This is a genomic window from Sulfuricystis multivorans (assembly GCF_003966565.1).
Classification (GTDB): Bacteria; Pseudomonadota; Gammaproteobacteria; order Burkholderiales; family Rhodocyclaceae; genus Sulfuricystis; species Sulfuricystis multivorans.
Window position 1 is genome coordinate 94,648 of sequence record NZ_AP018719.1, and the last position, 26,307, is coordinate 120,954.

General features: G+C 53.4%; 29 protein-coding genes. All 29 read right to left on the reverse strand.

The window, feature by feature from the left end:
* Position 1: 1 nt before the first annotated feature.
* On the reverse strand, positions 2-745 hold the full coding sequence (locus EL335_RS13385) for a conjugal transfer protein TraF (RefSeq protein WP_172600130.1): 744 nt from the start codon (positions 743-745) through the stop codon (positions 2-4).
* A gap of 73 nt (positions 746-818) precedes the next feature.
* The gene (locus EL335_RS13390; RefSeq protein WP_126448099.1) at positions 819-1,892 is read right to left on the reverse strand and encodes a hypothetical protein; all 1,074 of its coding nucleotides are present in this window, start codon (positions 1,890-1,892) and stop codon (positions 819-821) included.
* Between the two features lie 298 nt (positions 1,893-2,190).
* Positions 2,191-2,646 carry a hypothetical protein gene (locus EL335_RS13395; protein WP_126448101.1) on the reverse strand — a complete coding sequence of 152 codons (456 nt, stop codon included), beginning with the start codon at positions 2,644-2,646 and terminating at the stop codon, positions 2,191-2,193.
* The gene (locus tag EL335_RS13400) at positions 2,643-3,374 is read right to left on the reverse strand and encodes a hypothetical protein (protein ID WP_126448103.1); all 732 of its coding nucleotides are present in this window, start codon (positions 3,372-3,374) and stop codon (positions 2,643-2,645) included. The genes EL335_RS13395 and EL335_RS13400 overlap by 4 nt, the downstream gene beginning before the upstream one ends.
* Positions 3,364-5,256 (reverse strand): conjugal transfer protein TraN, encoded by a 1,893-nt coding sequence (locus tag EL335_RS13405; protein WP_126448105.1) that lies wholly within the window; start codon positions 5,254-5,256, stop codon positions 3,364-3,366. The genes EL335_RS13400 and EL335_RS13405 overlap by 11 nt, the downstream gene beginning before the upstream one ends.
* On the reverse strand, positions 5,253-5,966 hold the full coding sequence (locus EL335_RS13410; RefSeq protein ID WP_126448107.1) for a hypothetical protein: 714 nt from the start codon (positions 5,964-5,966) through the stop codon (positions 5,253-5,255). The genes EL335_RS13405 and EL335_RS13410 overlap by 4 nt, the downstream gene beginning before the upstream one ends.
* A complete protein-coding gene (locus tag EL335_RS13415; protein ID WP_126448109.1) occupies positions 5,966-7,138 on the reverse strand; it encodes a hypothetical protein in 1,173 nt (390 codons plus the stop codon). The genes EL335_RS13410 and EL335_RS13415 overlap by 1 nt, the downstream gene beginning before the upstream one ends.
* The gene (trbC, locus tag EL335_RS13420; RefSeq protein WP_126448111.1) at positions 7,135-7,827 is read right to left on the reverse strand and encodes a type-F conjugative transfer system pilin assembly protein TrbC; all 693 of its coding nucleotides are present in this window, start codon (positions 7,825-7,827) and stop codon (positions 7,135-7,137) included. The genes EL335_RS13415 and trbC overlap by 4 nt, the downstream gene beginning before the upstream one ends.
* 38 nt (positions 7,828-7,865) lie before the next feature.
* Entirely contained in the window at positions 7,866-8,915 is a 1,050-nt protein-coding gene (gene traU / locus EL335_RS13425) for a conjugal transfer pilus assembly protein TraU (protein WP_284155514.1), read from the reverse strand.
* A complete protein-coding gene (gene traW, locus EL335_RS13430; RefSeq protein ID WP_172600131.1) occupies positions 8,915-9,532 on the reverse strand; it encodes a type-F conjugative transfer system protein TraW in 618 nt (205 codons plus the stop codon). Before traW ends, traU begins: the two co-directional genes overlap by 1 nt.
* Before the next feature lie 153 nt (positions 9,533-9,685).
* Positions 9,686-10,279, reverse strand: coding sequence for a S26 family signal peptidase (locus tag EL335_RS13435; RefSeq protein WP_126448115.1), 594 nt, complete (start codon positions 10,277-10,279; stop codon positions 9,686-9,688).
* Positions 10,276-10,818, reverse strand: a complete 543-nt coding sequence (locus EL335_RS13440) for a hypothetical protein (RefSeq protein ID WP_126448117.1) — start codon at positions 10,816-10,818, stop codon at positions 10,276-10,278. Before EL335_RS13440 ends, EL335_RS13435 begins: the two co-directional genes overlap by 4 nt.
* On the reverse strand, positions 10,818-13,487 hold the full coding sequence (gene traC, locus EL335_RS13445) for a type IV secretion system protein TraC (protein WP_126448119.1): 2,670 nt from the start codon (positions 13,485-13,487) through the stop codon (positions 10,818-10,820). The genes EL335_RS13440 and traC overlap by 1 nt, the downstream gene beginning before the upstream one ends.
* 18 nt (positions 13,488-13,505) lie before the next feature.
* Positions 13,506-14,081, reverse strand: coding sequence for a type IV conjugative transfer system lipoprotein TraV (gene traV / locus EL335_RS13450; protein WP_126448121.1), 576 nt, complete (start codon positions 14,079-14,081; stop codon positions 13,506-13,508).
* A complete protein-coding gene (locus EL335_RS13455; RefSeq protein WP_126448123.1) occupies positions 14,078-14,824 on the reverse strand; it encodes a DsbC family protein in 747 nt (248 codons plus the stop codon). Before EL335_RS13455 ends, traV begins: the two co-directional genes overlap by 4 nt.
* Before the next feature lie 69 nt (positions 14,825-14,893).
* The gene (locus EL335_RS13460) at positions 14,894-16,147 is read right to left on the reverse strand and encodes a TraB/TrbI/VirB10 family type IV secretion system protein (protein ID WP_126448125.1); all 1,254 of its coding nucleotides are present in this window, start codon (positions 16,145-16,147) and stop codon (positions 14,894-14,896) included.
* Positions 16,147-16,848 carry a type-F conjugative transfer system secretin TraK gene (locus EL335_RS13465; protein ID WP_126448127.1) on the reverse strand — a complete coding sequence of 234 codons (702 nt, stop codon included), beginning with the start codon at positions 16,846-16,848 and terminating at the stop codon, positions 16,147-16,149. The genes EL335_RS13460 and EL335_RS13465 overlap by 1 nt, the downstream gene beginning before the upstream one ends.
* Before the next feature lie 10 nt (positions 16,849-16,858).
* Positions 16,859-17,599: a type IV conjugative transfer system protein TraE gene (traE, locus tag EL335_RS13470; RefSeq protein ID WP_126448129.1), complete on the reverse strand. Its 741-nt coding sequence runs from the start codon at positions 17,597-17,599 to the stop codon at positions 16,859-16,861.
* 33 nt (positions 17,600-17,632) lie between these two features.
* Positions 17,633-17,926: a type IV conjugative transfer system protein TraL gene (gene traL, locus EL335_RS13475; protein ID WP_126448131.1), complete on the reverse strand. Its 294-nt coding sequence runs from the start codon at positions 17,924-17,926 to the stop codon at positions 17,633-17,635.
* 37 nt (positions 17,927-17,963) lie between these two features.
* Positions 17,964-18,260, reverse strand: coding sequence for a TraA family conjugative transfer protein (gene traA, locus EL335_RS13480; RefSeq protein ID WP_126448133.1), 297 nt, complete (start codon positions 18,258-18,260; stop codon positions 17,964-17,966).
* A gap of 73 nt (positions 18,261-18,333) precedes the next feature.
* Positions 18,334-18,588: a hypothetical protein gene (locus EL335_RS13485; protein ID WP_126448135.1), complete on the reverse strand. Its 255-nt coding sequence runs from the start codon at positions 18,586-18,588 to the stop codon at positions 18,334-18,336.
* Complete coding sequence (locus tag EL335_RS13490) at positions 18,585-19,181, reverse strand: OmpA family protein (RefSeq protein ID WP_172600132.1); 597 nt, start codon at positions 19,179-19,181, stop codon at positions 18,585-18,587. The genes EL335_RS13485 and EL335_RS13490 overlap by 4 nt, the downstream gene beginning before the upstream one ends.
* Positions 19,174-19,875 carry a lytic transglycosylase domain-containing protein gene (locus EL335_RS13495; protein WP_126448139.1) on the reverse strand — a complete coding sequence of 234 codons (702 nt, stop codon included), beginning with the start codon at positions 19,873-19,875 and terminating at the stop codon, positions 19,174-19,176. The genes EL335_RS13490 and EL335_RS13495 overlap by 8 nt, the downstream gene beginning before the upstream one ends.
* Before the next feature lie 85 nt (positions 19,876-19,960).
* The gene (locus tag EL335_RS13500; protein ID WP_126448141.1) at positions 19,961-20,596 is read right to left on the reverse strand and encodes an IncC plasmid conjugative DNA transfer DtrJ family protein; all 636 of its coding nucleotides are present in this window, start codon (positions 20,594-20,596) and stop codon (positions 19,961-19,963) included.
* 10 nt (positions 20,597-20,606) lie between these two features.
* Positions 20,607-21,131, reverse strand: a complete 525-nt coding sequence (locus EL335_RS13505; protein WP_126448143.1) for a hypothetical protein — start codon at positions 21,129-21,131, stop codon at positions 20,607-20,609.
* Positions 21,128-23,053 carry a conjugative transfer system coupling protein TraD gene (gene traD / locus EL335_RS13510; RefSeq protein WP_126448145.1) on the reverse strand — a complete coding sequence of 642 codons (1,926 nt, stop codon included), beginning with the start codon at positions 23,051-23,053 and terminating at the stop codon, positions 21,128-21,130. The genes EL335_RS13505 and traD overlap by 4 nt, the downstream gene beginning before the upstream one ends.
* 5 nt (positions 23,054-23,058) lie before the next feature.
* Positions 23,059-25,056 (reverse strand): MobH family relaxase, encoded by a 1,998-nt coding sequence (gene mobH / locus EL335_RS13515; protein WP_126448147.1) that lies wholly within the window; start codon positions 25,054-25,056, stop codon positions 23,059-23,061.
* Between the two features lie 93 nt (positions 25,057-25,149).
* Positions 25,150-25,794 (reverse strand): FlhC family transcriptional regulator, encoded by a 645-nt coding sequence (locus tag EL335_RS13520; RefSeq protein ID WP_126448149.1) that lies wholly within the window; start codon positions 25,792-25,794, stop codon positions 25,150-25,152.
* Between the two features lie 10 nt (positions 25,795-25,804).
* Positions 25,805-26,257: a hypothetical protein gene (locus tag EL335_RS13525; RefSeq protein ID WP_126448151.1), complete on the reverse strand. Its 453-nt coding sequence runs from the start codon at positions 26,255-26,257 to the stop codon at positions 25,805-25,807.
* Positions 26,258-26,307: the final 50 nt, after the last annotated feature.

Here is a 26,307-nt window from a genome sequence, read left to right on the forward strand (position 1 = left end):
CCTAGAATTCCTCCCCGGGTTTCGTCATGGTCATTACACGGATGCGCTCGGCCAGCTCCTCGCCGGCGACAACACCAGTACCCAGTGGCGTGACTTTCTGTGTCTTTCGGTCAATTAGATAGATAGCCGGAACTATATTGATGCCATTCCCGCCGGACGCAAGCATCGAAATCCCGTTGTCAGGCTTGGCGTCTGGAAATAGAGGTATGGGACCCGAGTCCATGGAGATCGTCAGTATTGGTATGCCCGTCTTCATGCTGAAGGCTTTGAGGATTGGCGCCTCGTCGTGGCAGTAGTTACAATCGGATCGGGCGAAAAAGAGAATGCCGTGCGTCTCGGACAGGTTCTTCAGATTGTCCTCTCGCATTTTGTCTTTACGCATCCTGTCTCGATCCCGGGCATAGCTCACTACAGACGATCGCGCCGAGTAATTCACATCCGGATTGGCCCAGACAACGCGGCGGGAGACATCAGCGAACATCGAGGCCTTGTCCATGACGAAATGCTGAGCCCTCAGGAAGGCCAGGACATTCTCCTCGGTGGGATTGACGACCGCCTCGCCCTTCAAGCGCGCCAGTTCCTTCTGGATCTCCTCGAGGGTCGTCATCTCATAGATGGTCTTGGGCTTTACCTCCGGCTTTAGCTTCTGCTCGTGGTGTTCTTCCTTTGGGTCGGGGTACCAGTTGAAGCCGCGGTCTGGATTAACCCAAGGTGTTTCGTCCCACCAGCTGCGAGTTTCATTCAATATATCTCCGCTCGTAGCATGGACTGTAATAGCCCAAAAGCAGCAACCAAAGGCTGCCAGATATTGATTTGCTCTAGGCACTTACTTTGCTCCGGTATGGGCAAGCGAAGGGCTCGACATCGATTCCAGAGAGCATGGTCATGACTTTAGCGGACACGTCACCTAGGCGCCCCTGGTTTAGTTGCTCCTTAACGAAATCCGAATCGCCCAAGGCGATCAGGCCCTTCGCAGAAGCAAGCTTGTGTTGGCGTATAGTTGCTTGAAGGAGGACTTTCCTAAGCTCCTCCTTTGCACCTGGTTGTTTGCGGCAGACAATCACGTTGGCGGCCACGAATGGCACCTCGCCAAGAATCGCAGAGGAGACCGTTGTTTGGGCACCAGGTCTGAGCATTTTCGCAATACCAGCGTCGAGGATGGTTCTAAACACATCATCCGGCTCGGCGTCATCCTCAACGGACGCTAGCGCACGTAAGAGAAGGTGGTCAGCCCTTTTCCAGTCTGTAAGAGCCTGGTGTGTGTCTTTCAGAGGAAGAATTCGTCGTAGGTCGGCAGCCAGATCGGAGGCATGGTGTTTTTCAATCCAAAATGCCGCGGCTCGCATCTGGACGACATCGATAGCGGAAGTAACAGGAGTAGCTAGGCGTGCGCGTATGGTCTCTACAGAAGGTTCTACAAATTTGATCGCCCAGCCGTCCATGTGCAGTTTGCGGTTCTGATTGAACCAGCCATCGACATCCGTGAAGACTGCCGACTCGTGGTCGAAAATCACTCCGTCCGCTCCAACCAGGCGATCGTCAGATTTGTCCCGGAATTTCCGGTGGAAGACGCCAGCGCACTTCAAGGCAGCTTTGTCTCCGGTGTATTCTCCGCCAGCGTAGTATCTCGGCCGGTTGATAATCATGTCGGCATTCATCAACTGCAGGTACAGCCAGTCGTCGCAGTCCGCGCGACCGATGACTTCGAAATACTTCGTCGGCGGAACTTGGCCAGTGAAGGCGATGTAGGCGCCCGACTTCGGATCCGAACGCAGCACCTCCACTGGAGCTTGTCCGATCAGAGGCGCTTTGCCTGGAGTTGGGGGCAGGCCCACCGCAGGATGCGGGTTATCCGGGTCCGGAGGCACGGTATTATTTACGTCCTTGCCCATGATCGATGCGGCTGCTGTCCGCATCTCTGGAGGTGACAACGGTATATACGGCTTTGCCGATCCGAGACCGGTACAAGCCGTCAAAGCGCAGACAAGGGGGAAGATACAGGACACGCGTAGCATGCCCTGAGGATAGTCCTCGCACTCAAGTTACGGCAATGCAGAAATGCAGCCGAAAAAGTGGAGTTAGGTGCAGTTTTGGATTCCCGCCCTTAGGGAAACACTGAAAAAGTCGTCGTATCCAGCCGGAGAGCAAGACGCTCAGAGCGCAGGATGCGAGACAATTCGGTTGCACCGGCTACTGTTGCGCTGCTGGCTGCTGAATCGGAGAACCCAGATCTGGCTTGAGGCCAGAGTCCTTCACCATCCTCTCTTCTAACTCGTATTCGCTATCTACTCCGGGCGGCAAGCCATTTTGGCACATGTTCAACTTGACGCTCATGTCAAGCATACGGGTTGAACCATCCGTCATGGGTAACAAGGTACCAGGAGTGTAGTAGCGAATGTTGAACCGCTTGCACCCCTCCTGCTTCAGGTTGGCTACAGTGGTCACCTCGGCAACTACTCGGGCATTCGGACGATTGATCTGTTGGCGGATCATCTCGGCGGTTCTCCCTGTCACCTCCACCGAGGCTTTGCCATCTTTGGCGTTCATGGCCTTCATCAGCAGATCACGGTAATCGGTTCCGTCTCCGGCGGCGAAGGTCATCGCCGGCAAGAGCGCGAGCAGGCTAACAATACCTTTAGCGTTCAAGACTCATTGCTCCCTTGGACTGCTGCTGGCTTTTTCACGTCATAGAACGGCTTCAGGACATTTTCAATGGCGTCGCTAATAACCATGTCAAGAACTACCTTGGAGTCCTGTGCCTTTTCCATTATCCACCAGTGTCCGCTGTCGCCGTTGACACTCAATATGACGGAACTGGTGAATTTGTTGCATTGGTCGCCATAACAAAACCCACGGGGATCGCCGGTGAGCAGTTCATTGAAGCGACCCGCGATTCCGGTCTTCTGGCCAATCCATCGAACCATGTCAGTGACGGACAGCATAGATGCCACGCCTGTGGCGGCTACAGACACGCCAATCTGCAGCAGATCCACGTTCTGATGGTGATAGTCTGGATTGCTGGGTTGAGCGACGCCAACAGCGGACTCCAACAACTCTCCAAGCCTACCGCGAACTTCCTCTTTGCCAGCACCGGAAATTAGGAATATGCCGTCGAAATTGAACTTCGCATCGGCATCTTCCAGCTTCTCAGCTACGGTGAAGCCCATCGCCCTCATTTTTTCTTGGAGGATGCGTGTCATCTTCGGGCTGTGTTTGAAAGAAACGTACAGACGCTTTTCTGCAATTCCGGCATTTGGCAGGGAATTGAAATGCGGTTCGCGCTCGATCTCGACGCTCGTCGTGGAACCAGTATCTGCCAGAACCACAACTGCTGAAGTCGCAAGAGTCAAAGCAAGAATGAATTTACGGACCATAGTAACTCGCAGCTTTTTGTTGCAACCGCTCGACTGCATAGGTATTTGTCTTAGGGTCGGGTTGGATGCTGTTGAAGAATTCTGACAGATCCATCTCGTCGAATTTCAGAAGCTTGAGCTCTTCCAGGGTAAAGCCCGAGCAATCCGGATTTTGCGCCGATCCCCAGCTCTTGCCGATCTGAGCACGACCTTGTTCATTGACGATACGACCGAGCTTTGAGGGGAAGCAGCACCATCCCTCTTTTTTCTCAACACATACCCCCAGAACTTTAGAACTGCAGTATGAACCAACCTGGTGGCATAATCCCTGCCCTCGCTTCATCCCCAGGATTTGATCCTGTTGATCGCAGCTCATCATATCCATAATGACGTAAATGGCAATAGAGGTTGCGAGAGACCATGGGTCAAATCCGACATAACTAATTCCGCCTGCGGTCGAGATTGAAAACTCTGCGCCCCAGATAGAGAACGTGCTCGATGTACTCAGGAGGTTGCCAGCGGCCTGTAAAGCGTATTCCTGAAGAATTTCGCTGCCAGTAGCCATCAAACCTTCGAAGATGTATTTGGAACCCCAGACGTAGATTTCTTCTGTGCCCACTTTGAAAACGGCCGTGCCGATCGCCTGGGCGATCACATCGTTCCTGCCGCCTTGACCTCCCCCTTTGGCTTTACAGCAGTTCTTTAGTAATTTTTTGGTGCAAGACTGCGACTCTCCATCGAAGATGTTGTAGTTGGTGGCTTCTCTGGCAAGCTCCATTTGCGAGATCGTCGCGGCGAAATCCCTATCGGCGGGATGACCAGTATCGAAACACTGGCCATCCAGGCAGAAAGACTGGGTTCCACAGTCTGTCTGGGTGGAGGTGGAAACCGGCGCTTCAGCGCATTTGTACTGGTGCTCAAGTAATCCACACTGGCCTCCGGGCAAAGTATCAACGCAAGTCGATCCAGTTTCGACGCAAAGAGGATCGTTCTTTAGTTCATCGCAGGTCGAGGTGAGGTTTGTAGAAGCGCAGGTGTAATCTTTCTTCCATTGCCAGCAGTCTTTGTAGACGTCCAGGCCATTAATATTTTTTGTTCCTGGGCCATCTACACAGGTTTGGGAAGCAACAGTGCAGTTCGGATTGTTGTCGAGCGACGTGCATTGCGACACATCTACCTGGTCATTGACGATCGTGTACGAGGTGTTGAGATATTGAACGTTCGTCGGAAGCGGCGTGATTTCCGAGCCGCAAAGATAGGTGAACTGCTTTTCGATGCAAACGCCAGTAAAGGCGACATTCGTACAGATTTCCGTCTGTTGCGTACATCCGGCTTGCTTCAGGGGCATGCAATAGTCGGCCGGGTTGCTGACCACGCAGTTGTAGTCCTCCTTCCACTGCCAGCAGTCCTTGTAGACATCGAGGCCGTTGATATTCTTTGTGGCGGGGCCATCGATACATATCTTAGCCGAGAGTTGGCAGCTTGGATTACTGGAGTAACTGGCGCATGGGGATGTGTCGATCGTGTCCGAGACGATCGTATAGCTATTGCCCAGTTGAATGACCCCATTCCCCACTTGCGCAGCATTGTCGCAATGGTAGGTCTTCGTATAGCCGAGGCATGTCCCATTGAATGCAGTTCCGTTGCAGACTGAACTAACTTGGGAGCATCCAGGCGTGGCAGCGATGGCCGCACAGTAATCGACCGGGTTGGGATCGACGCAGTTGTAAGTTGCTTGATAATCCCAGCAGTCGCGATAGATCATCGTACCGCCAATGTTTTTAGAACTGGGCCCATCCACACATACCTCGCCCGTCTTTTGGCAGGTAGCAACTGCGTTGGCTCCTGTCGAGAAGGTAACAGCCACTAGGACCGACAGGATGTATCGGAAAATATTGTTCATCTCCCACCTCGGACCATGTCCATGGCGAGATACAACGCTCGGACGGTAAGTACATTCATGTTCACAAATTTGTCTTTCATCGAAGCAATCACTTTGCCCTTCTCCGTCCGCCCGTTTTTCGTGACCTCGATATCAATAATTGTCTGCTGTGTAATGATTTGTGCAACACGGCATCTTTCGGGGGGACATGAAGGATCGTTACCGATGCCCTTCTCAAACATGCGTTTGGAAAACCACCGTCCTTGATCCCCGAGATCAACGGGAATTGGGTTTCCCGTAACCAGGGATATGCCTTGTTGGGTATTAGGCTGCTGCCCGTGATCACCGATGGTGTAATGCCCTTCCGGAACATGGGCTGGAGTAGGCTTTTCCTTCACCGGGACAGACAAGGCCACTCGCTGGCCTTCCGCGATGGCGGCGATATCTTCCTGGGCAGCTTTGCCATTTGAAGACTTAATGCTCAAACTGCCCTTCAGAGTCAGGTATTGCTTCGCATCTGCCTTGTTCCACGCCACAGCAAAACCATGTGCGGCTAAATCACGGCGTATCGTATCCGTGATGGACGGGCTACCGACAAACTGAGCATAGACGGCACCAGCTTCGGGCCTAAGCGTAGCCACGCCCTCAACGCGACTTTCGATTCGGCCCAAATCCCCTGCAATCGCTAATGCAGCCAAGAAAGAGACCGCTATTCCAATAATTATTCTCATCAGTACGTCCTACTGTTTAGCGTTGCGCACTGGTCGTTCCAGACATCGGTGTATGTAACCTGAGTGGGGAGGGAGAAGTTCGCTGACCCGTAATACGAAAAGCCCAGGCACGGGTTGTAGAACCAGGAGCCCATAGTGCAAGTCGTAGCGTTACAGGTTTGGCTGTAGTAGGTTATGAAGCAGTACCCAGCTCCGGTATTCATATTGGTAATACCCTGGGTTTGCGGGATGTAGGCCCCAGGCGTTCCGGGAATGTTTGCCCAACCTAAGTCTACGTAGAATTGGTTGGTTCCGTGCACCTGCGTGTAGAAGTGCTGCTGGTAGTACCCGTTCTGGCAGTAGTAGTCGTATACCAGGTAATCGATGCAGTAAGGGCAGGGGTCGGCGATTACTCTGACGATAAAGGCGCCCGGCGTACATCCTGGGATCGTGTTGATCTGGATGTTCAGCGTCTTATGGCAGGTGTGGGTATTGGTTTGATATTCGATTTTCGTGCACTGGTAGTTGTAATCTACATCAACCACAACCACATCGCCGTAGGTACAGGTTCCGTGGTTGATGGTGGAGATGGTTTCCTTACAACTGTAGAGGTAGTCAGGATCGACGACGACGTTCTGACCTATTGTGCATGAGGCGGCCCCGTTTTCCGACCAGTCATCACATGTTTGCATGACAAAGTCTGGCGTTGAGGCTTGCTGTGTGGTAGTACAGTTCGAGTAATTTCCGTTAATCGCCCCAGCAATGGCTTCTGGATTAGCTGCGATCGCCTTACCCTGCAGCATGAGCGGGTCGCTGCGGGTAATTTGACTGTTCGCATTGAAAGACTGTGCATTAACTAATGAATTGACTGCCTCACAATGTTCCTTGTCTGCCGGATTCGTCGATGACGTGCCTGCGCCGCATTCAGAAATCTTGGCTTGGCCTCCAAAATACAGTGAGTTCAATACTGTGTTTTGCCCTCCATAATAGGCAGATTGCGGCGGCGGTATTTGGGAGTAGCCGCTGACCACGTTACCCGCTTGGGAATGACCAATGTTGTTGAAGATGTCTTGTGTGTGAGTGTTATCTCCAGCCGCTTTACCGTCCGCAAAAGCGGCCATCTGCTCTGGCGTTTGTGCGTAGGCAATTCCAAAAGATATTGCCAATGCCACGATTAGGGAACGGATGATCATTGCCGAGTCCTTTCCAGACGCTGAAGGTAAATGTCGGCTTTCTCTCCGATCGGACCGCCTCGGCTCGACCACTGCTCCAAGGCGTACTCCAACGTGACATCGCCTGTGAGTGCGTATGATTGGCTGTCACAGGTGTCTGAGGAACAGCCCTCTTCCTTGCTCGCAATTACAAACGTCGGAACGGCTTTGACGTTGTAGCGGGTGAAGGCCTCCGGGTCGATTTGAATTTGGGCACCCGTAGTGCCAACCGGCTGAAGGGCCTCCATCGTCTTCTGGATGGCCCCCCTGGTTCCCAGAGGTGCAACCAGACCGCGCATGACCAGAACCGCACCAGTTGCCTTAGCCTGTTCCCCAAGCATGACCAGTGCTTTGGTAGGCATCGATGTCGAGATAAAGATCATCAGCTCCTGCTTTGCCGGCCCCTGTCCAACTCCAGATGCCTCGTACTTATTGGCGAGCGTCAACGGATCGACCCCTTTCATCTTTCGGACTTCCTCTACGCTCAGTCCTTGCTTATGCCCTGTTTGCTTGTCGTTCTGCCGCATGGATTGAGCTTGGGCCATTGCGCGCTCGATAGCCTGCTGGGTGCGGAGGTAAGGATCTTGTTCCTGTGCCGAGGGGTTAATCTGTGCCAATGCAATTGCAGGGGGTATGGATAGCAGGGCAAGAGCTATTTGACGTTTCGTCATAGGTGTATATCGCAATATCAGGTGACGGTTTAGGATGCTTACGGGGCCATGTAATTCAGCAAGTTTCCGGCGCAGCAATCCCTTTTCCGGAAGATTTGGTAGACGAAATCCTCGCCCTTAACCGGAAACTCTCTGCCTGACCCCCAGAGGGCGGTTGAACGCCCGAACGGCTGACAGCATTTCCCGGCGATTTTCTTGGTTTGAGGTATCGGGTAGAGCATCGTGTATTTGTAGTCGGTTTTCTTCATTACTGGCTCAGGGTAATAGCCACACAAGCCGTCATCACCGGATGCTGCCCACATTAGAAGTTCTCGATGCAGTTTTGTGGCCATCCGCGCTGCGATGAGTGAAGAGGCCTGAACACCACCTACTTTCGAACCGACCCATCCGTCCAAAGGAAACATTGAGCCCTGGCAGCCATCACACCAGAACAATTCATCACGCCCGAATCCGAATGCCGTGGCAGATACGCAGTCGAGCGCGCAGGCTGCTTGGGCTATAGGATTTCCCCACAACACAACGTCCGGATTGATGATGAAGGTCGATACGCTGTCAGACCACAACGGATCAATTTCAGTCAGGTATACGAGGTCAAATACACCTCTTTCAAGGCATTTGTCGTCCAGCAGCACCTCAAGCCAGAACATCAAGGGGTTGGTATACCAATGAGCGTGGTAAAACGCACTAGGGGAACGCGCTTCGCTCTTTCCTGTTTGTGCGTGTTTGGCTGTCTCAATACCAAAGTCCATACTGACGCCACCCATCCCGACGAAGCAGTAAGGTGTGCGTGTCACATCGACCATGCGTACTGGTTCCCAGAATCCCATCTTCATGCCGATCTGCGGGGGGTCTGTGCAGGCACAAAACGGGTTGCTTGATGAGGCAAGACTAGACGTGTTTTCGTCTTGACCCATCGTGACTGCATTTGATCCGGCCAGCTTGATCGGAAAGGAGCAGGACCAACAGTAATCCGTGATCGGGTTGGCGAACGCGCCATGACAGTTCGGGTCAGCCATCACATGCAAGGAGAACGCCCCAGCCAGCAAAGCAGCGGTAGCAGCAATCATTCGTCGGTAGAACAAGAACATCAATTCATCTCCAGCTCGTCAATTCGCAACCGTTTCCCTTCCTGGCTCACCAGTGAAGGAACGCGGATAATGCCCAGTTTGCGCACCAGCATTCCGCCTTGGTCGAAATAAACCTGAGTCTTCCATTGACGAGACATTTCTAGGGGCTGCCCATTGACCAAGACGGCCTTCATCTGGCCGTTGTATTGCTGCATCAAGGCCTCTGCTTTCTTCACTTGGGCAGGGTCGGTACCGTCGAAGAACAGCAAATTCTTCGGCAAGGTCACGTAGTCGAGTGGGTTGATAGTTTTTCCTGCTTCAGCGATCACGTTTCCGTTTGGATCCGTGATCGTTTTGGGGACCCGCACCGTTGGGTCCCAATAGAACACCCGCGCTTTTTCGACACGGGAGAGACCCTTAACGGGCTTAGGGTTCTCGATAGAGCGCTTCGCGCGGTCGACAGCTTCCTTCTGCAACCGAGCTAACTCTCCGGACCTCTGCTTTTCTTTCAGGACCCGATAGATCTCTTGGAGCATGTCTGGTTCAACGATCGGATGTACCGGGCCAATCTGCTCTGCGGCTTTACTTGGTATCACAACACCACAGGCGATAATCAGTGGAGTGAGTCGACGCAGCATGGAAGATATAAGGGGGATTTGCATCACGTTAAGATAACGAGCCCCCTTTGCTATGCCAATGGAGAAATGCCGCCGAAAATGTGGGACTAGGCGTAGAAATGGACTGGCAAAAAATACAGCTGGAGCTGCGGTTGGAGCCTGATAAGGGCCGAGTCAGAACAACGAAAAGGTCCGGCCGATGATTTCTTTCTCAGTAATCCATCCAACCATCGCGTAGCGTGAATCCAGACTGTCGGGGTGCGGAGCGTAAACGTAATATGAGCCCTGCGGGATCACCCCAACCGGCCCCGCCTCGAGCGGCTTGCCACTCATCGAGAAAGTCTTCGCTACCCCGATCGTGCCATTGCTACCAGGAATCATCGTTGCCATATTGCGTTCTCCAGGTGACATGACAGAGAACCCCCTGGCAGGCGTCATGCTCACTATGTCACCACCAACACCGCCAATGATTTTGACCATATGAGCACCCTTACGAAATGGGGAAACCGGGTTTTCGGTCGGGAATTCGAAAGCCACATAGTCGCCTCGTTTGAGGCCCGTCTTCCATCCCTTCACGGTGATGAACACGTGATCCGGTAAAGAGTCCGTGTAGTTAACGTCGATACGAATCACGAGTTGAAGCAAGAACACCACAACCAATGGGATGGTGTAGTGCTTCCAATACCGCAGAAAGTGGGACTTACAGAGGTTCAGGTATTCCGGCAAGGAAAGGCGGCGAGCACCGTTGGCTGGCGCAAGCAGGCTCATTTCTTGTCTCCTTCAATGATCGGGGTACGGCTACCGCCGCCCAGCGAACGCAATTGCTTGACGAGCTCATCCTGATTGACGTTTTCCATTCCCAAGCGACGTTTGAGTTCCGGGGTTAGGTCCTCAGCGCCTGCCGGCTTAACTACGGCCGCTTTGACGAAGATGCTGCAGCCACACTCCTGTTGGAGTTCGTTGAGGGCGACTCCCACATCCTTGCCAAATTTCGCCACGTCGTCGTAAGCCTTTAATTTTGCTTCCTCGGAGGCGTCCGGACGCATCGCCGCAATGGTGACTTGGAGTTCCTTGATGTTCAGGACTTCTGAGAGATCAACGACAGCGTATCTCTGTTTATTCGGCAACACATAGAAGTAGTGGTAGGCAATCAGCACAATGACCACAATGAGAACGGTAGTAACGAGGCTGATCAACCTCCCCAACCAGACGCTCTCGCCCTTCTCAACATCGTCGGATGTAACTTCTGCTTCTGAGATTCCCGGATCGACCTCGGCCAGGACCTCAGTGTTTTGGTTTTGGTTCATTAAGCAGCTTTCCTTTGCAGCTTGTGGGTGTAGCCCGGCATGCCACGATCGGCCAGAACGGATTCCAGCGCCTCGACAATCGTGTAGCCTTGCTGGCGGTATGCTTTGACAGCCTCAAAGTCCTCGGCTTTGGAGGAAACCAGGAGCAGAGAGAACGGGTCAAATAAAACACGGCCGATGCCGTGCCCCATCTGACCTCCGTGTACGAAAACCTCGGAATAGACGCCCTGTACTGTCTTCACCGACATCAGCATGTCTCTCATGCCCTCGTCGATGACCAGCTTGTCTGATTTCTCTAGGGCGAGGATCGATTCGGGCTTTTGGCGCAATAGGAACAGCCAATCAGCGTTGTTGAAGGCAGCCTCGGCGGCGCGGGACATGCTGAAGTCCCCTATCCCCTGTGTCGCAGCGCAAAAGCTTCCGTGATATTTCCGAGCGCGGCGATACCCTGTTTCGATGAAATCACCGCTGTTTCCGCTACCCAAGAGGGACCAGGCCTCGTCCAGGATGCATATTTTGGGACGATTCCGCGTCAAGTACATGTTCTGGGTGATGCGGTACATCAGCAAGAACATAATGACAGCCTGAAGGTCTTTCTTGGCAGCAAGTTCTTCCAATTCAAGGACAATCAGATCGCTTTCAAAATTGACGTTGGTTTCTCCATGAAAGTATCGTCCGTACGGACCATCGCTTGTGTAGGGGAACAACTGGATCCCAATGTCCCGGATCCGTGGATCGCATAAATTCTGGCGCTCCTCATGCGGCAGTGCGCGAACCTTGGCGATCCACTCTGGATCGGCCCATTTGGAATTCGGACCACCTTTCTCGCAGTTGTTGATTAGCGAGTACGCGAGGTCGTCGACCGTTGCTTCGCGGCCCTTTTCGTACCACACGGACAGAATGTGCAGTCCAAGTTGCCGGCGACGATAGTCGTCCAATGGTTCGCTTGGCGAAACCATCTGTTCGAACAGGGGGACCAGCATTTCAAGGTCATCCTCGATGTCTTCAACCATCGTGAATGGATTCAGCCGAATATCCGATTCCGGGGTGAATTCCAGATACTGGCCGCCAACCGTATGACACAGCTTTTCGAACGACCTACCAATATCGACGATCCATACGCGGCCGCCAATCCCCAGATATGACAGTGCGATCGAGTTCAGGAGGACGGATTTGCCTGAGCCACTGGTCCCTGCAATTACGGCGTTGAAGTTACCTGTCATGTTTGCAAACAGATCGATGGACATCGCCTGGCCACGACGGCCCCACATCGGCACAATCGGACGGCCAACCCCGTGCCACTCCGCAAGCAGGGGTGCCATGTTTACTGCATTGGGGATCGTCTTGGTCGTCATGCGCTGAGCGGTACGGATATCCTTGGTCAGCGTTGGCGTCAGGGACATCGGCAAAGAACCGAGCAGGCCTTGGATCTGGATGAAGGTGTCTTCGACGATCTCGAACTGACGTGACCGCCATACCGCCTGGGCAGATTGCTCTGCCCGGGCCATGTCTTCTGGGGCAGCCCACAGGATGAGTTGGTGGTACATGTGAACCGTGCCCTTGCCCTCGTCGAAGCTACGCTGGGCAATGTCCCAATCGTACTTGATGTCCTGCAGTTCAGGCAGGAATCTCGCCATCGGGCTCTCCGCCTTTTGGGTGGCTCGGGCTGCTTTCATCTGAGTAGTTGCCCGAGATTCTTCAAAATCAAGAGTAGAAATGCCGATGGTGATCATGAATGGCGAGGTGTAGCCGATCGCCGGCTGCATGTAGTCGCCAATCAACGAGCCCATGGCATTCAGCGTGCAGGCCTTCGGATAGCTCCGAACCGACATGCACTTTGCAATGCACTCATTCTTTCTCTGTGGTAGGCCGTAAATCAACCCGTCCTCGGTGACGCGCATCACGGTGTTCGGGGCGATGATCTGCTCTTTGATGGGCCGGCCTTCATCGTAATTGATGTGGGGAGCGTTGCGCTTGAGAATGGCTTCCTGGGGATTCAAGACCACTGCACACCAATTGATGAGGTCTTCAGGATCCCAGTCCCGCTCGTATTGGTAGTATGTTTTCAGGGTCGTTGCGCACGTTTCACGAATTGTTTCAATCTCATGTAGAAGATCTTCGTCCTCGTAGGAGGTAGCCGGAATGACGACGCTCATTACAATTCGGAAATCGCGCAGTAGGTATGGCTGGTTCGGCACCAGAGGATCTGTCGCACCCTTGCGAAAGTGCTCCGCTTGGCGTTGGGCCAGTGCGCGGAACAATTCGCGGCGTTCCCGCTCCTCTTTCGTGGGTGCTGTTGCCGGATCCAATCGAACGCCAACATATGCATCCAAAAAACGGTCAATGAGAGGCGTGGCAATCAGACTCCACTGGACACCGGAACCCTTGGGTAAATAGGTAAAGATCGTGGTGAGAAGATCCGCCATGTCTGGGGTTGCCCCGGTCTGCGGTGTCATCTCCAGGCAGAAGCCAATCGCGTCAACCTTTTGCGGAACGTCGCCTTCAAGAACGAAAAGGCGGCGCTCTGGTATCCAGGCGAGATATGGCAGCAAGTCCGAGAAGCGGTCATAGTTCACTTCTCGGGACGGATTGGCGATCGGAGACGGGGTGTAATGCTCTACCCCCCCTTCCTTAAAGATAGTTTTGAAGAAATTCTTAATGGTGCCCATGGGGAGGAAGTCACTCTATTACTTGGTATCGGGTTTCTCGACCAAGTGTTCGTACTGCTGCTTTTGGATGAGCGGCTGAACTGTCTTGTCTGCCTGGGATTGCTCCTGGCTACTCTGAGTCGGTCGATTGAGCGGATAGATCGGTTTGAATTGACTACTGATTGAGTTCCGATTGACCTCGATCATCCACTTGCCGCTGTGGACCATCGTGTAGAGGTAGGACTGATCATGCAGATCGCCGTCTGCATCTTCGTACGGAGCCATCCAGATGCGAAGCACCAGTGGTGGTTGTCGCACGGGCATCCCCGAAAACGGGGCATTCATGTCCTTGGGCGAGACCTTGCTATCGTTGCGCTGTGTCCCATAAGGCTTTTTCTCTCCGTCCTGCGTCTTCGATGCGGCCTCCTCCTGGCGCTGGAAAGGAAGATTGCCAGCCATGGTGTTTTGATATACGCCAGTGATGGATTGACAGTTCACACCCGGTGCTGCCTTACAGCTGAAGCTACTGGCGGCATCAAGGCCGCTCATCGAACCACAGCCCGCCAGGAACGCGGCGGTAAGCGCAGATGCTGCGAGTAGGAGTTTGTTCATCATCTCTTGGCGACCTTGCCAGTGGCTTGATTGAGCATCTGTTCCAGCTTCGCGGCCGAGGGGGCACCCGGAATGATCGAACCGTCCGGCAGGATAACTGTCGGCGTACCATTGATACCCAGGGATTCGGCCAGCGCCACGTTACGATCAATCGGGTGCTCGCAGGAGCCGGTGGGGATTTCATTGCGACGCATGAGACCTTCCCAAGCCTTGGCTTTATCCGCCGAGCACCAGACAGCCACCGCCTTTGTCTTGGCTTGTGGGTGCAGTTGGTCGATTGGGAACATGAAGAGGTAAATCGTCACGTTTGTCAGGTTGGCGATGTTATTTTCCAGTTGCTTGCAGTACGGGCAGTCCGGGTCGCTGAAGATGGCGACCTTCCGGCTGCCGTCGCCGCGGACGATGGTAATTGCATCCTTCAAGGGCAAACTATTGAAGTCAATCTTGGCCACTTGTTCTGCCATGATCTTGCCTTCCGTCAAATCGGTCTGGGTCTGCATGTCAAAGAGATGGCCAAATAGGAAATACCGGCCGGATTCTTCGACATAGGCGACGTTCTTGCCCATGACTACTTCATAGATACCCGGCAGGTTGGTGGCTGTTACAGACTTGAATACCGTGCTGGGATACTTCTGCCTCAGATTGGCCAGGACAGCGGTGTCCTTGAGTGTGTCTCCGGCTGCAAGCGAGGTACCGGTGCACAGTGCAGAAGCCAAGAGGGAAGTGATCAGTCTCGTCGTCTTCATTTCAGGTCCTTTTTCGAGGGTTGTGGTTGGGCCATTTTTCCAATTTGACCCGTGCTTTTCTGGAATTTCTTACTTGCGGGCGACGGAAATGCCTTTGGTTATCACAATGTCCACCGGCTGGCCTGCATCCACCTCAATGACTGGGAACATTTTGTCGGCGAGCTGGATGTAATACCGTGACAATTGCTGCAGGGCATTCCCGACACCCTGCCCAATGCCGGCCTGGAGCTGTTGCCCATCCTTCACTGTTTGCGTCGCGCCTAGGGGCGATACGGAGGTGGTCATTGCGCCCTGGGAGAAGGCAGTACCGATCCCCGATGCCACACCCGCCAAGAGAGCATTTGCAAGCACTTGGCCCTGCTTACTAACCAAGCGGCCCCGAATGCCGGCCTTCCCTGTCGAATCAGCTACGTAGCCTTTCACAGATACATCAAGCGCACCACCGTCTTCGGAAATGCAACTCAGTCTGTCAAGTCGGATCAATGCCCGCTCACTGCTCAGGTCGCCGGCACCGTTTGCCGTGAACCGACAATTCTTGTAGTCAGCTTTGAACTTGTTCGGTAGCGATGCCATGTCCAAAACCTCAATCACAACAGGATGGGGATTCTGCTGGGCTTGGCCTCCGGTCGGGGCGTCAAGCCCAGCAAGCAAGACACCACGCATGAACGTGCCGGCCGGGATATATGTTTCGGCGTTTTGGTCACTAGTCGCTTTAGCAACTGCACCGTTATTTTCATCATTGGCGTCATGGGTGATGTTGTTCTTGCCTGTCGGGGCTGGAAGGCCCTTGGATTGGCTATTACCCATATCCACGCGCATGATTCCTTTAACAATCTCTGCTTTTGGCGCTCCACCGTTGAAGTCAGGTGGGCCCGGCTGACCGAGCGGCCCCGTCTGCATTGGCAGACCCGTCGCTGGCGGTGCCTTTGATGCGCGGCGCTCGGCTTCTTCACGCTCGCGTTTTTTCTTCTCTTCCTCTTCTCGTTTAGCAGCAGCTTCCTGATCGCGGATCTTGGCGTCGGCGTCAGCCTTTTCTTTGGCTGCCAGCTTCGCCTGGATATCGGAGAGCTGCTGCTGAAGCTGCGAAATGCGAGCCCCTTCCTGCGTACGCCATATGTCGGCCTGATTGATTTGCTCGCCTTGGGCGCCAAACGCCTTGCGGGTAGTTTCCTGGGCACGCGGCGGGGGCGCTTTCTTTTTCTCTCCAAGCATGGCAGCGCCAAAGGCAATCAAGACAACAACAACTAGAAGACTGACAAGGATGATGATTTGCTTCCGTCGCACCTGGGATATTGCCTTGCCTTTCGCCTTGATACCAGCCATCAGTTGCTCCTTACCACATAGATGGTGGTCGATTGGCCGGCCTCGAGGAGCATGTTCTCGATGGCCACAGCGACAACACCCTTGCGATACAGCTCCTGCTCAACAAGACGCATTGGAGTCTTTCCTGTATTGGTGAGGACATATTTCTCACCTACCAAGTCGCGCCCGTTATATACGGCCGTCATCACAAAACGGGTGTTTTCCCAGAGAGCAAATTCCTGATGGGTGACCCGCATCTCAACGCTGGTAGGTGGTTCTTCCAAGGCCATTGATGCGACCAGATTTCGAACCTGCTTTTCCAAGTTGCTGGAAGACCTCCGCTTCCCCTTGCTGTTCTCAGTAGTGCGGAAGGTGGATGGCTCTTTGATTACGATGTCTTCTTGCGGAATATCGACAGGCTGCATGACTAGGTTATAGGTCGCACCGCTACCTGCAATCACGCGCACATTGATCGGCTTATTGAGAATCGCCGGCCGGATGAACAACTGACCGCGGTCTTCGTCCTTCTCGACGGTTAGTTCGCCATCCGTTGCGATCAGGGTACGAATCTTCCCTCCGTCGATGTACAGGCGCGTCGTCTCTTTGGCGCTGATCTTCACGAATGCATTCTGGCCCTCGACTGGATTAACTTCCTGAAGCGCGAGAGTGTTGAAGGAGACGACAACAGCCGTCGCCGCAAAAAGCAGTTTCTTGATTACCATGCCGTATCCTTTAACGGGAGATCGGGGCAGCAGGAGTCGCCGCTGGCGTAACAGGAGCGGTTGGCGCTGGTGTCGCCGGTGAGTGGAAGGTTCCAGCCTGTTGTTGGACAGCTGGTACGTCTTGGGCCGGTTGCTGATACAGAGATTCAGTCTCAGCGGTGGGTGGAGCGTTGGGGGGATCAAACGGACGAACCGGGCTTGTCTCCCTCAACTCCTTGATAAAAGTACGGCTGCCGTCGTAGTCGAAGACAACGAGATAGGCTTTCACTTCATCACCAGGGACGCGCTTGTCTGCGATGAAGGTAGACTGGGTACCAATCAGAGCGACTGCCTGGTCTTTTTCGCTAATCCGCACTTCACGAGGCATGAAAATCTTGCTCATGTTCTCCTGCTTCAGACGATTTGCACCCATCTTGAAGCGAACGGCCAGCTCACCATTAACGGACGGGTGAACTAGCTTGAGGAGGACGGAATTCTGATAATCGATGGACTGAGGAGAAACGGTCGCGTACTGGGAAATTACCCAAGAACCCATCTGTTCGAGCCATTCAGGACCAATGTGTTTTCCATCGACCCAAAAGGTCTTGTTGATTTCAGGGGGCACGAGGATGGTCCGCACAGTGCGGTCCATCGTGAAGAAGGCTCCTGCCATAAACACGTTGGTCAGCAGGGAAGCAATCAAGATCATCTGGAAAGCCTTGGTAACGCCTGCGCGGGCTTCCACATCTGCCATCAATTTTCTGAGTAACATCAGTACAGTCTCGTCGTCTCGGTGTTGGGATAATCAGCCGATGAATTCACGTATGGCTGATGGAGGGGTGATACGAAACCCGAAACTGGTAGGCAAATACCAGTAAAGGGCATGAAGCCCAAAGGCACGACTACGCCCGGACTTCAATTTCTGGTAGGACAAGGCGATAACTACGCCCAGACCAGAGAATGTCAGGGTCTGGTTCGTCATGATTCCAATGACGACACAGCCCATGAAGAGGATCGCCACGTCGAAGTCCCACCACAAGAACTTGGGTGGATCATCCAGACGGTGCGGGATGATGTACTTGTGATCGATATCCGACATGGCGATTGCTCTACGCTTGTGGCCTGCTACGGCTGAATCAGATCAGCGCGGAAGCGATGCCGTCAATGATGCCTGGGCCGATGGCGAACAGCACGGCGAAGATGATGCCGATCAGAGCGGGCATCGCGGTGGACTTCGCAAAGCCGACAATGGCGCCCACCAAGAAAGCGGCGATAGCCAGAGTGCGACCCAGGTAGCCTTCAGACCAGCCCTTCACCAGGTTGTACAGGCCGCCGAACTCGGTGCCGGTGGTGCCAGCAAAGGCCGGGGCAGCAAGAACGAGGGAGGAAGCGGTGAGGCTAACGCGGTTGAACATCTTGGAAAGCAGTTTCATGTCTTTGTCCTTGGCAAAAGTTGAAAGATAAAATTGGATTTGTCTCGTCGTCTCGTCGTCTCGTCGTCTGAACTTATGCTTCTGTCTTGCTATGGATATCGCGAACAACCACCTCACGCGTCCGAGCAAGCAAACGGTAGAGAGCTTCTTTGCTCTTTCCTGCGTCTTCGATAACCAGCTCAAGAGCTGCAGTTGCAAGACGGCGTTCTTGAAATAGGTCGCGATCAGGAAGAGTGGAGCGAAGATCGCGAAGCGCCTTTTTGGTCTCTTCCCTGACGAGGACTGCTTTGTAGCCGTACTCGTGGTTTCCAGTAGTCTGATTGTTCATTTGGTCGTGATCGTAATATCAATGTCTGTGCGTCTGAGTTCTTGCATGATCCTTTTTGAGGCACGCAAGTCACCATCACAGCAAGGGGCCTGGGCCACTGCCGTAATTGTTTCAACAGGAACCCCAGTCTTGACAAGCGCTGCCTTAACAGCCTGCGCACGCCGGATGGCAAGTTTCTCGTTGAACTTGAGAGAGCCAGTCGGATCAGTTCGTCCTGCGACGACAATCGACTTGGCATTCTTGAGATGACCAGAGGAGATAATCTCGTCAACTTCTTTGAAACCGGAGGTGTCGAGGCGACCCCATCCCCAACGGAAATGCACTTTGAAGTGCACCTGCTTCGGCGTTTCAACAGCCTTAATGGAGGTAGGTGTTGAAGGTGGTGCTGGTGTTGGTGGTGCGGGCTTGGGGATAAATTTCGGAGTTCTCTGCGGGCAATTGTCTGTTTCGCAAAACACCAGTTCAGCGTTTTGCTTAGTGCCGACCTCGACGACTTCCAGCTTACTGTTTGGAGGCCGTTCGTCAGAGTTCTGAATGGAAGCGCAGGCCGACATCATCAGAGCCAGAGAGGCGCAGGACAATAACTTATTCATCGTCACGCACCTCTTCATAATTCAGGAAGCCGCCGCCAACAGAGAACGCCTGGAGATCGTCTTCCCCAGATGCTGTCGCGAGCTTCATGGACTGGTCGGACTCTCCGAGCTTTACGACCATGATCTTCTTCGGCTGAATAGCAGCGCTTGCGCTGTGAATCGGCATGTTGGCAGCTGCAGTAGCAACCTGGCCATAGGCTGAGGCAGCTAACACTTGAGTCGGCGCATCGATGTCACCACCTTTTTTCAGTGCTGCGTGGATCTTCCAGGCATATTGATTGCGGCGGCGAACGCACTCGGCTTTGTCCAGCTTGGCGCAGCCCACGTTGTAGGCGCCAATCGCATTCCAGTTCCAGCCAAGCTTCTTGGCGTTGTTGGACAGAATCCATGCGCCGACTTTGACATTCGTGCATGCGTCCTTCAGGGACTCTTCCGTAACGCCGTACTTCTCGAGTTTAGGCAGCCAACTCGAATTGATCTGCATGATACCGACATCATATGTCCCATCACTGTTGACGTTGCGAGCATTTGCATTGAAGCCACTCTCTGTTTTCGCAACTGCCTTAAGCACCTCAACCGGGATGCCATAGCTCTCGCTAGCAGCCTCCCAGCACGTTGCCCTTGCGACCATGGGTACTGTAACGGCCAGCCCACAAAGTGTGATCAACAGGTATTTTGGGGTTGCGTTCTGCATGGGCCAAATCTTGCCGGCTGACAAGAAAATCTACAATGCAGAAATGCCGCCGTTTTGATGGGGTTAGGTGTAGAAATGGATTCAGTTACGCAGAATGTTGAATGTTCGAGATAACTAAGCGCACGAAAACGCCCATAAGCGTAATCACGACAGGGTAGAAAAAGACCGACAAAGGGGTCACTACAGCGAAGGCAACCATCGATGAAGCCGCCAAGGCGATAATCAGGTGCCATGAGACATTGTAGACTGTGGGAGATGTGTATTTGAATGAGGCCAGCTTTGCCTTTCTCGTCATCACTCCATCGAAAATAATGGCAGCTAAGAACGGTGTCAGATAAATCACCCAAGACCAGGAATGGGCAATCCTGAAAAAAAACATCCAGATGTTGTAGAGAAAGTTCCCCCAGTATTCCATCAGGTGCTCAGCGTAAGGTGTCATCGCATTCGGTAGCATGACGCCTGGTGCCACTTCCTTACTCGGCATGGGCTTGACGAAATGCTTGCGAATGAGCGGATCAATTCCAGTACTGACCATCGCAACATCATAGAGCCGGTTCGTCCGATTAAGGATCGTCTGCACTTCCTGGCCGTCATACCACTCCTCCGCGGTGGCCAGCTCCTTTTCTACGCACGACACATAGTCGGCTTGGTTAATCAGCAGTGGAGCGAATAGAAAGATAACGATGATTGCGAACAGCCAAAGTAATCCGTGTCGGGTCATTATGGCTTTCCTACTGTGAGGGGCTCATGTGAAGCAAGCTCAGGTAATCAAGTCCAGCTACCTCGAGATCCTTTGTAGGACTGATAGCTGCCAGAAGCTTGATCATCACTGTGCTGGAAGCGACTGGAGTATCACGCTCTCGGATTTGTATCGCGTAGCGCTTATGGTTGGCAAGGTATCGCATCAAGGGCTCATCGTAGGTCCAGACTGACCAAAGTCCATCCTTGCCCTCAACAGACACGCGAATAGACGAAAGTGCCTTAGCACTTGCGGCGATTCGCTCGATGAACTTCCTGTGGCTTACTTCATAGCCTAAGAGCAATGTTTCGTCATAGGAAGCAATCGCATCCCGCAGCGTCTGTTCCGCAAGGTTCTCGCCATTCACGACCAGCCATGGTGACACGAAATAGATGAACTGGAACGCCACATGCTCCAGGGTAGGCCAATCAGTGAACGCCTTCACCGGGCCGGATGAGAATCCGGCGCTACTTAGAATTCTGTTGAGGCTTAATCTCACGAGGGTGTTAGCGTTCATGCTTCTTCATGTGAAATGATTGGCAGACGGCCCTTGATAAGTCTGCCGCCTGAAACCATTGCGATGTATTGCCAGTTTGGCAGTTGCCCAAGTACGTCCGGCGGCAGAACATCTTCCAGAGCTTCAGTTACTCTCTCCTGTACAGAGCCGGTGAAATGTGTGATCGTCTTTTCTGTCGAAGAAGACGTCGCATGGATCTTCTGTTGCGTATAGACGTAGGTCTGACCAAAGGTTTCCGTAACGAAATCTTGAGTAACCCTGTCCTTGATTCGCATGGAAACGAGATTATTGAAGTTCCCGAGCATCTGTCTAGCCTTGTCCATCGACTCGAACCGCGCAGCCAGGTCAGGAATCGTTTGGATGGCTGCCAGATTGATGAAGCCGGCACCGGCAGACTTGTTCAGCATTTGGATGTACGGATCGTTGACCACCTCTGCAGCCTCATCGACGATGAGGAATACCTTGTGGTTTCCGCCGTAGTTGTAAAAAGCTGCAGCAACCGAAGTTAGGTCCGATAGCAACATCGAGCCGACCGCAGAGCTGATTGTCTTATTTGCCAACGAATCCAGGCCAATGCTCACTACGCTGTTGGCGCGAATCAGCGAAGCTAGGTCTGTCATCGGCCGAGTATCTGCAACATCTCGCGGGTCAGGAGAAAGTAGATCTCCGAGCTCTCCGGTAGTGAGCATCCCCAGAATCGGCACAAGGTTTGCAATCATCTTGGTGTAGTGAGCGCTGTCATGCTTGTAGATGGTTGCCAAGGCCTCAATAGCTTCGTCTCGTATGCCACGCGGAACGATCATGTCCAGATAAAATTCCAGGAGAAGATTGAGAGACTGACGCACAAGGATCTCGCCATCTTCTTGCCCCTTCTTCCCCTTCACTTGCTTGAGCGTTCGCGCATACGCCGCCACTTCGGTTTCCCAATTCGGCTGTAGCTCCTCGTCGAAGAACTGAAGAATGACACGCATCAAGAGATCGGCAATCCCGTTGTCCACGTAGGAGCGAATGCGCACAAGTGACGGCTTTTCGCCCGTTGCTAGCATGCCCATCACGATGGCGTTCAGCACCCCCCACGCAAAGTCTCGGAAGGAAGAAGACTTGTCCCCACCAGGCATCAGCGCGGCGATTCGCGATGCCAAGTCGCTTGGATTCGTATAGTTTTTCAATGGATCAATACGGGCGCTCTGCCCAGGGAATGCAAGATGGAATCTGACATAATCATGTTCCCGGCCCGCCTGTTTGCACGCCGCACGCAGGGAGGCATCAAAGGGCTGGTCTCCCTTTGGATCAATGCAGATGACGGTGTAGCCAAGTTCGATCGCCATTTCAGCAATGAGCTCTAAGAAGCGAGTCTTTCCGCACCGGGTTGTCCCGACCAGGAGGGTGTTACCTATTAAGTTCTGAATTGGCACATACAGATCGTCCTCAGATCCATTCAGGCCGTGTATCCACGGGGCGCCAATATATTCAGTAGTATTTGCGCCCACCTGCTCACCGCTCCATTGTTCGATCATCCACATGATCATCTTCGGTGGATAGAACTGTTCCGGGTCGGCCCGCTTGATTTCGTACACCCGCTGGGTATGAACCGGGGTCCAGTCGAAGCCCTTCCCAAACCAAAGCGCCCGCGAGTTTTCCTGCCCTTCTACGCTGGTGACTTTGGTTTTCAGTTCCTCGTCAGTGATGAAGCTGATGCCCTTACCACCCAGACTCCATTTGAGTCGCCAAATCTCCCATGCCCGAAGTAGGTTGAAGATCATGAAAACAAGAGCAGTCGCCCCAAGGTAGTAGAAGGGAAGGTCAGGGAAAGATGTGGTGTACCATGCGTATGTCAGTCCTATCACGCAAAGGAACCACACGGCTGCAGAATAAGCCTCGTAGGCCTTCCGCCACGGCATTTCGAATTGGCGAAGAAGCATATTTGTTATTCCTTGGGGGGGGTCATATCGAAGCCGAGGCTAGAAGCGATCTCTGGCTTCAGAATAATCATTCTGTGCGTCTTCCCATTGATCTCGACTGGATGAATTCGGCGACTTGCTCTGGTCTTGTCTTGCCAAAGCCACGCCTTCAGGCCAAGCTCTTCGAGAAGTTCCATCACAGGAATTCCGTGCCGGTTTAGTTCTTCGTGGCTAATTCCAAAGCCGTAAGGCAAAGCTGCAGTCACGCCGCTCATAGTTCCATTGCGATAGGCCTGCATAACCTCATTCAGCAGCCACGCATTCGTGCGCTTTAGAGACCCGAGTAGCTTTGCAGCTGTTGGGCTCACGTCAGCTCCAAGCGAGGCGCCGCTGTCGCTTTCCTGATCTGGGTATCGTTGACTCTTTGCTTGAACATCTTTCCCGGTGCCGCCATCCTTCTCTTCTTCTGCACTGATCCTGGGTTTCTTACGATTCGAGCTTTTAGGGGTTGCTGTCGCCGGCAGTTCCTTGTTTCCTTCAGGAAGAGGCTCGTTGCTTTGCACGCGGGACAGAATCTCTGCGGGCGGTGGCGCATTCAGTTCCTGCTTCGGCGCAGTCCACAGCTTTTCATTTGCTGTACCGGCCGGAACATCCATTCCTGAAGGAGTATTCAGCGCAGAGGCATGAGCTATCGAAGCCTGCGTTGTACCGTTTGCCGCTGGAGCTGCTTGCTGATTCGCCTGAACCGTCGAAGTTGGCGAGAGTGCAAGTTGGATGTTCTTGTAAGGTTCGAAGTCGAAGCCCCGGGGGAAGATCACCTCTCCCTCTCGCAGCTTTACCATGCCCTCCTTCGCCTCGAATGTTCCCGGCAAAGCGATCGTCCAGTACCGAGAGCCGCTTTCGTTCAGCTGAAGAAGATTTGCGGATACCAGAAGGTCTGCCAAGGTATCCGGGTCTTTCGGGATGCCAGCAAACGAATCTCGAGCCAACAGGTTCGCTATGTCAGACGCTGCGACTGACCAGTCGATGTAAACGCCTTCCTTCCCCACCCAAAGACGACCACCTGATGCGACGTTGTTTGCGATCCACTTACCTCCTCGGACAAGGCGCCGCATTGCATCGACCAGGTGCATTTCAAGGTGGGTTCCGATTACCAAGTGCCCATAGTTCGTGGCGGACCGCTTCAAATCGTCCTCGATCACCCGGGTGATCACTGGAGCAACCAGTCGACCGATCGGGTTCTCGGATGTATTGGTTTCGACACCAGCGATCGTTGCGGTCATTGCCGGTACTATTTGATTATTGTCGCTGGCGAGATACTCTAGAACGTCATGGGGGACTACTTGAGAAATTGAATACGCAGATGATGCTTGGGCACCGTGAACGTGCGTATCTTCCATCCAGCGGACAAAATAGACGTCTGCTTTCGTATTCGTGCACCATTGGAAAAGGGAGTGCAGGAGCGGAGACCACTGTTGGTTGTCCCTCGTCATAACCGCCATCGAATTGACTGTGCGGTAGTTCTGGCTGCATAGACCTGCTAGGAAGGTGGCCAACGTCCACTTTGGTTGCATGAAAAATCTGCGCTCAACCCCTCCTCCGGTGGGAAAGACTGCTGCATTGGCTGATTGCAGCGAATTCAGTGCGATTTCGAGACTCATGCGGAAAAGCCCACCAGTTCCGCGGAAATAGGTAGTGCTCGTTGCCGGTAGTAAATGCACGTGCTCCGCCATATTTCGTACGGCCGGCATGTAGAGGCGGTTGAAGTCGGCACGCGAGACGCCGGCGGTGCGGAAGATGCGGTCCAGCAACTCTTGTTGCGATTGCAGGATTTTCTCTACGGGGATGACAGGTATGCCTTTGTCGAATGGAGGATAGCGTGTTATCGCATAGTCGCCTGGATCCTCTTCGCCCGGATAGACGTCCAAGCCGATCCCACGGGACTGGAGTTTCTGCGGGATCAACAATGGAGCAGATTGTTGCGTTGGAGTACGAGTCAGCAGACGGCGGATAAACTTGAGCATGTCCGGAATTATCCGGAGCGGCTCAGAAAGACGCAGCAGAGAAATGCCGCCGAAAATGCGGGACTAGGCGTAGGAATGGGCGAAGATGAGATATCAACCTTCGCAGGCGTGGCGAGATGCCGCAATACGCTCGGAGTTCTCAACCAATCTCTCGTAACGCTTCTGTATTGCGCACATTGGGCACGACTGGTTGTCCAGCTCCGCTTCGGTGATCACGAGGTAGCTAGCTCCACAATCTGGGCAGTCCTTTAATGTCAGTGACGCATACTTACGCCCATACCCATAGCCAAGGTGAGTCATCAGATCATAGGCGTTATTCAGTGTGATCCTGGACAATCTGGGAAGAGCTTGCTGGATGGGGTCGGTGAGGCGGTAATACGCCTGGAAGGCCGTGGTAAGCAACCAACCGCGGTTTGCAGGCTCATCTAAAGCAGCTTCGATCTTGAGGTAGATACTGGCAAATGCAGCAGCTTGTAGATTCCAGTCGAGTCCCCCGCGATTATGGGGTATCGCATAATGTTTCGGCTGGGCCTGCTGGAGCCTTCCGGCTGGCGCTTCTTGGCCCGTGAGGCGCTTATACCGCTCGGCGATAGCCTTCGATGATAGGCCAGTGTACCTGGCGATCAGTTTCGGTTTTCCTCCCAACAGGACCATGGTATTCGCAAGGTCCAGGAATCTACTGACCCAGATGGGGTCATCGAACTGAGCCGATTCTGGAATGGGGGCGCCTGGATGCATGACGATTTCCTTACGCAGCCGCTGCCAACATGGCGGCGGAATAGTGAGGGATAGCCTTCTGATGCAACGGCCTAATGCTAAGAGTAGCGGCCCCTGATACGTCGAATATTGTTCCTGGCCAGCGACGTGAGATGTCAGAAATTTGCTGGTTTGTCAGCCGCGCCAAGACGCGCGCTTGTGCCATGTTGATACTCAGAATGATCAGGCCATCGAAGTATCCGCTCAGGACGTCGCGGGCTGTCTGCCGTGCGAACAGCAGGTATTCCTTGTTGATAGCGGTGACGTCCGGGGGATTTTGGTGATGCGAATGAGCAACAACGGTAGCAACTGTCGAAAGCTCAGATGCCGATGGTTTTAGTTTCCCAAGGCAGACGGTGAGGAGATTCAGCGTCGAGTGCAAGTTGACATTCGCAGGCCCCATTTGCATCAGGATACGTTTGTTCAAAGCGCGTAAATCGTCCATTTGCGACCCTTCTCTGTGATCTAGGGCCGCAAACTAGGTGGAATCCCGTA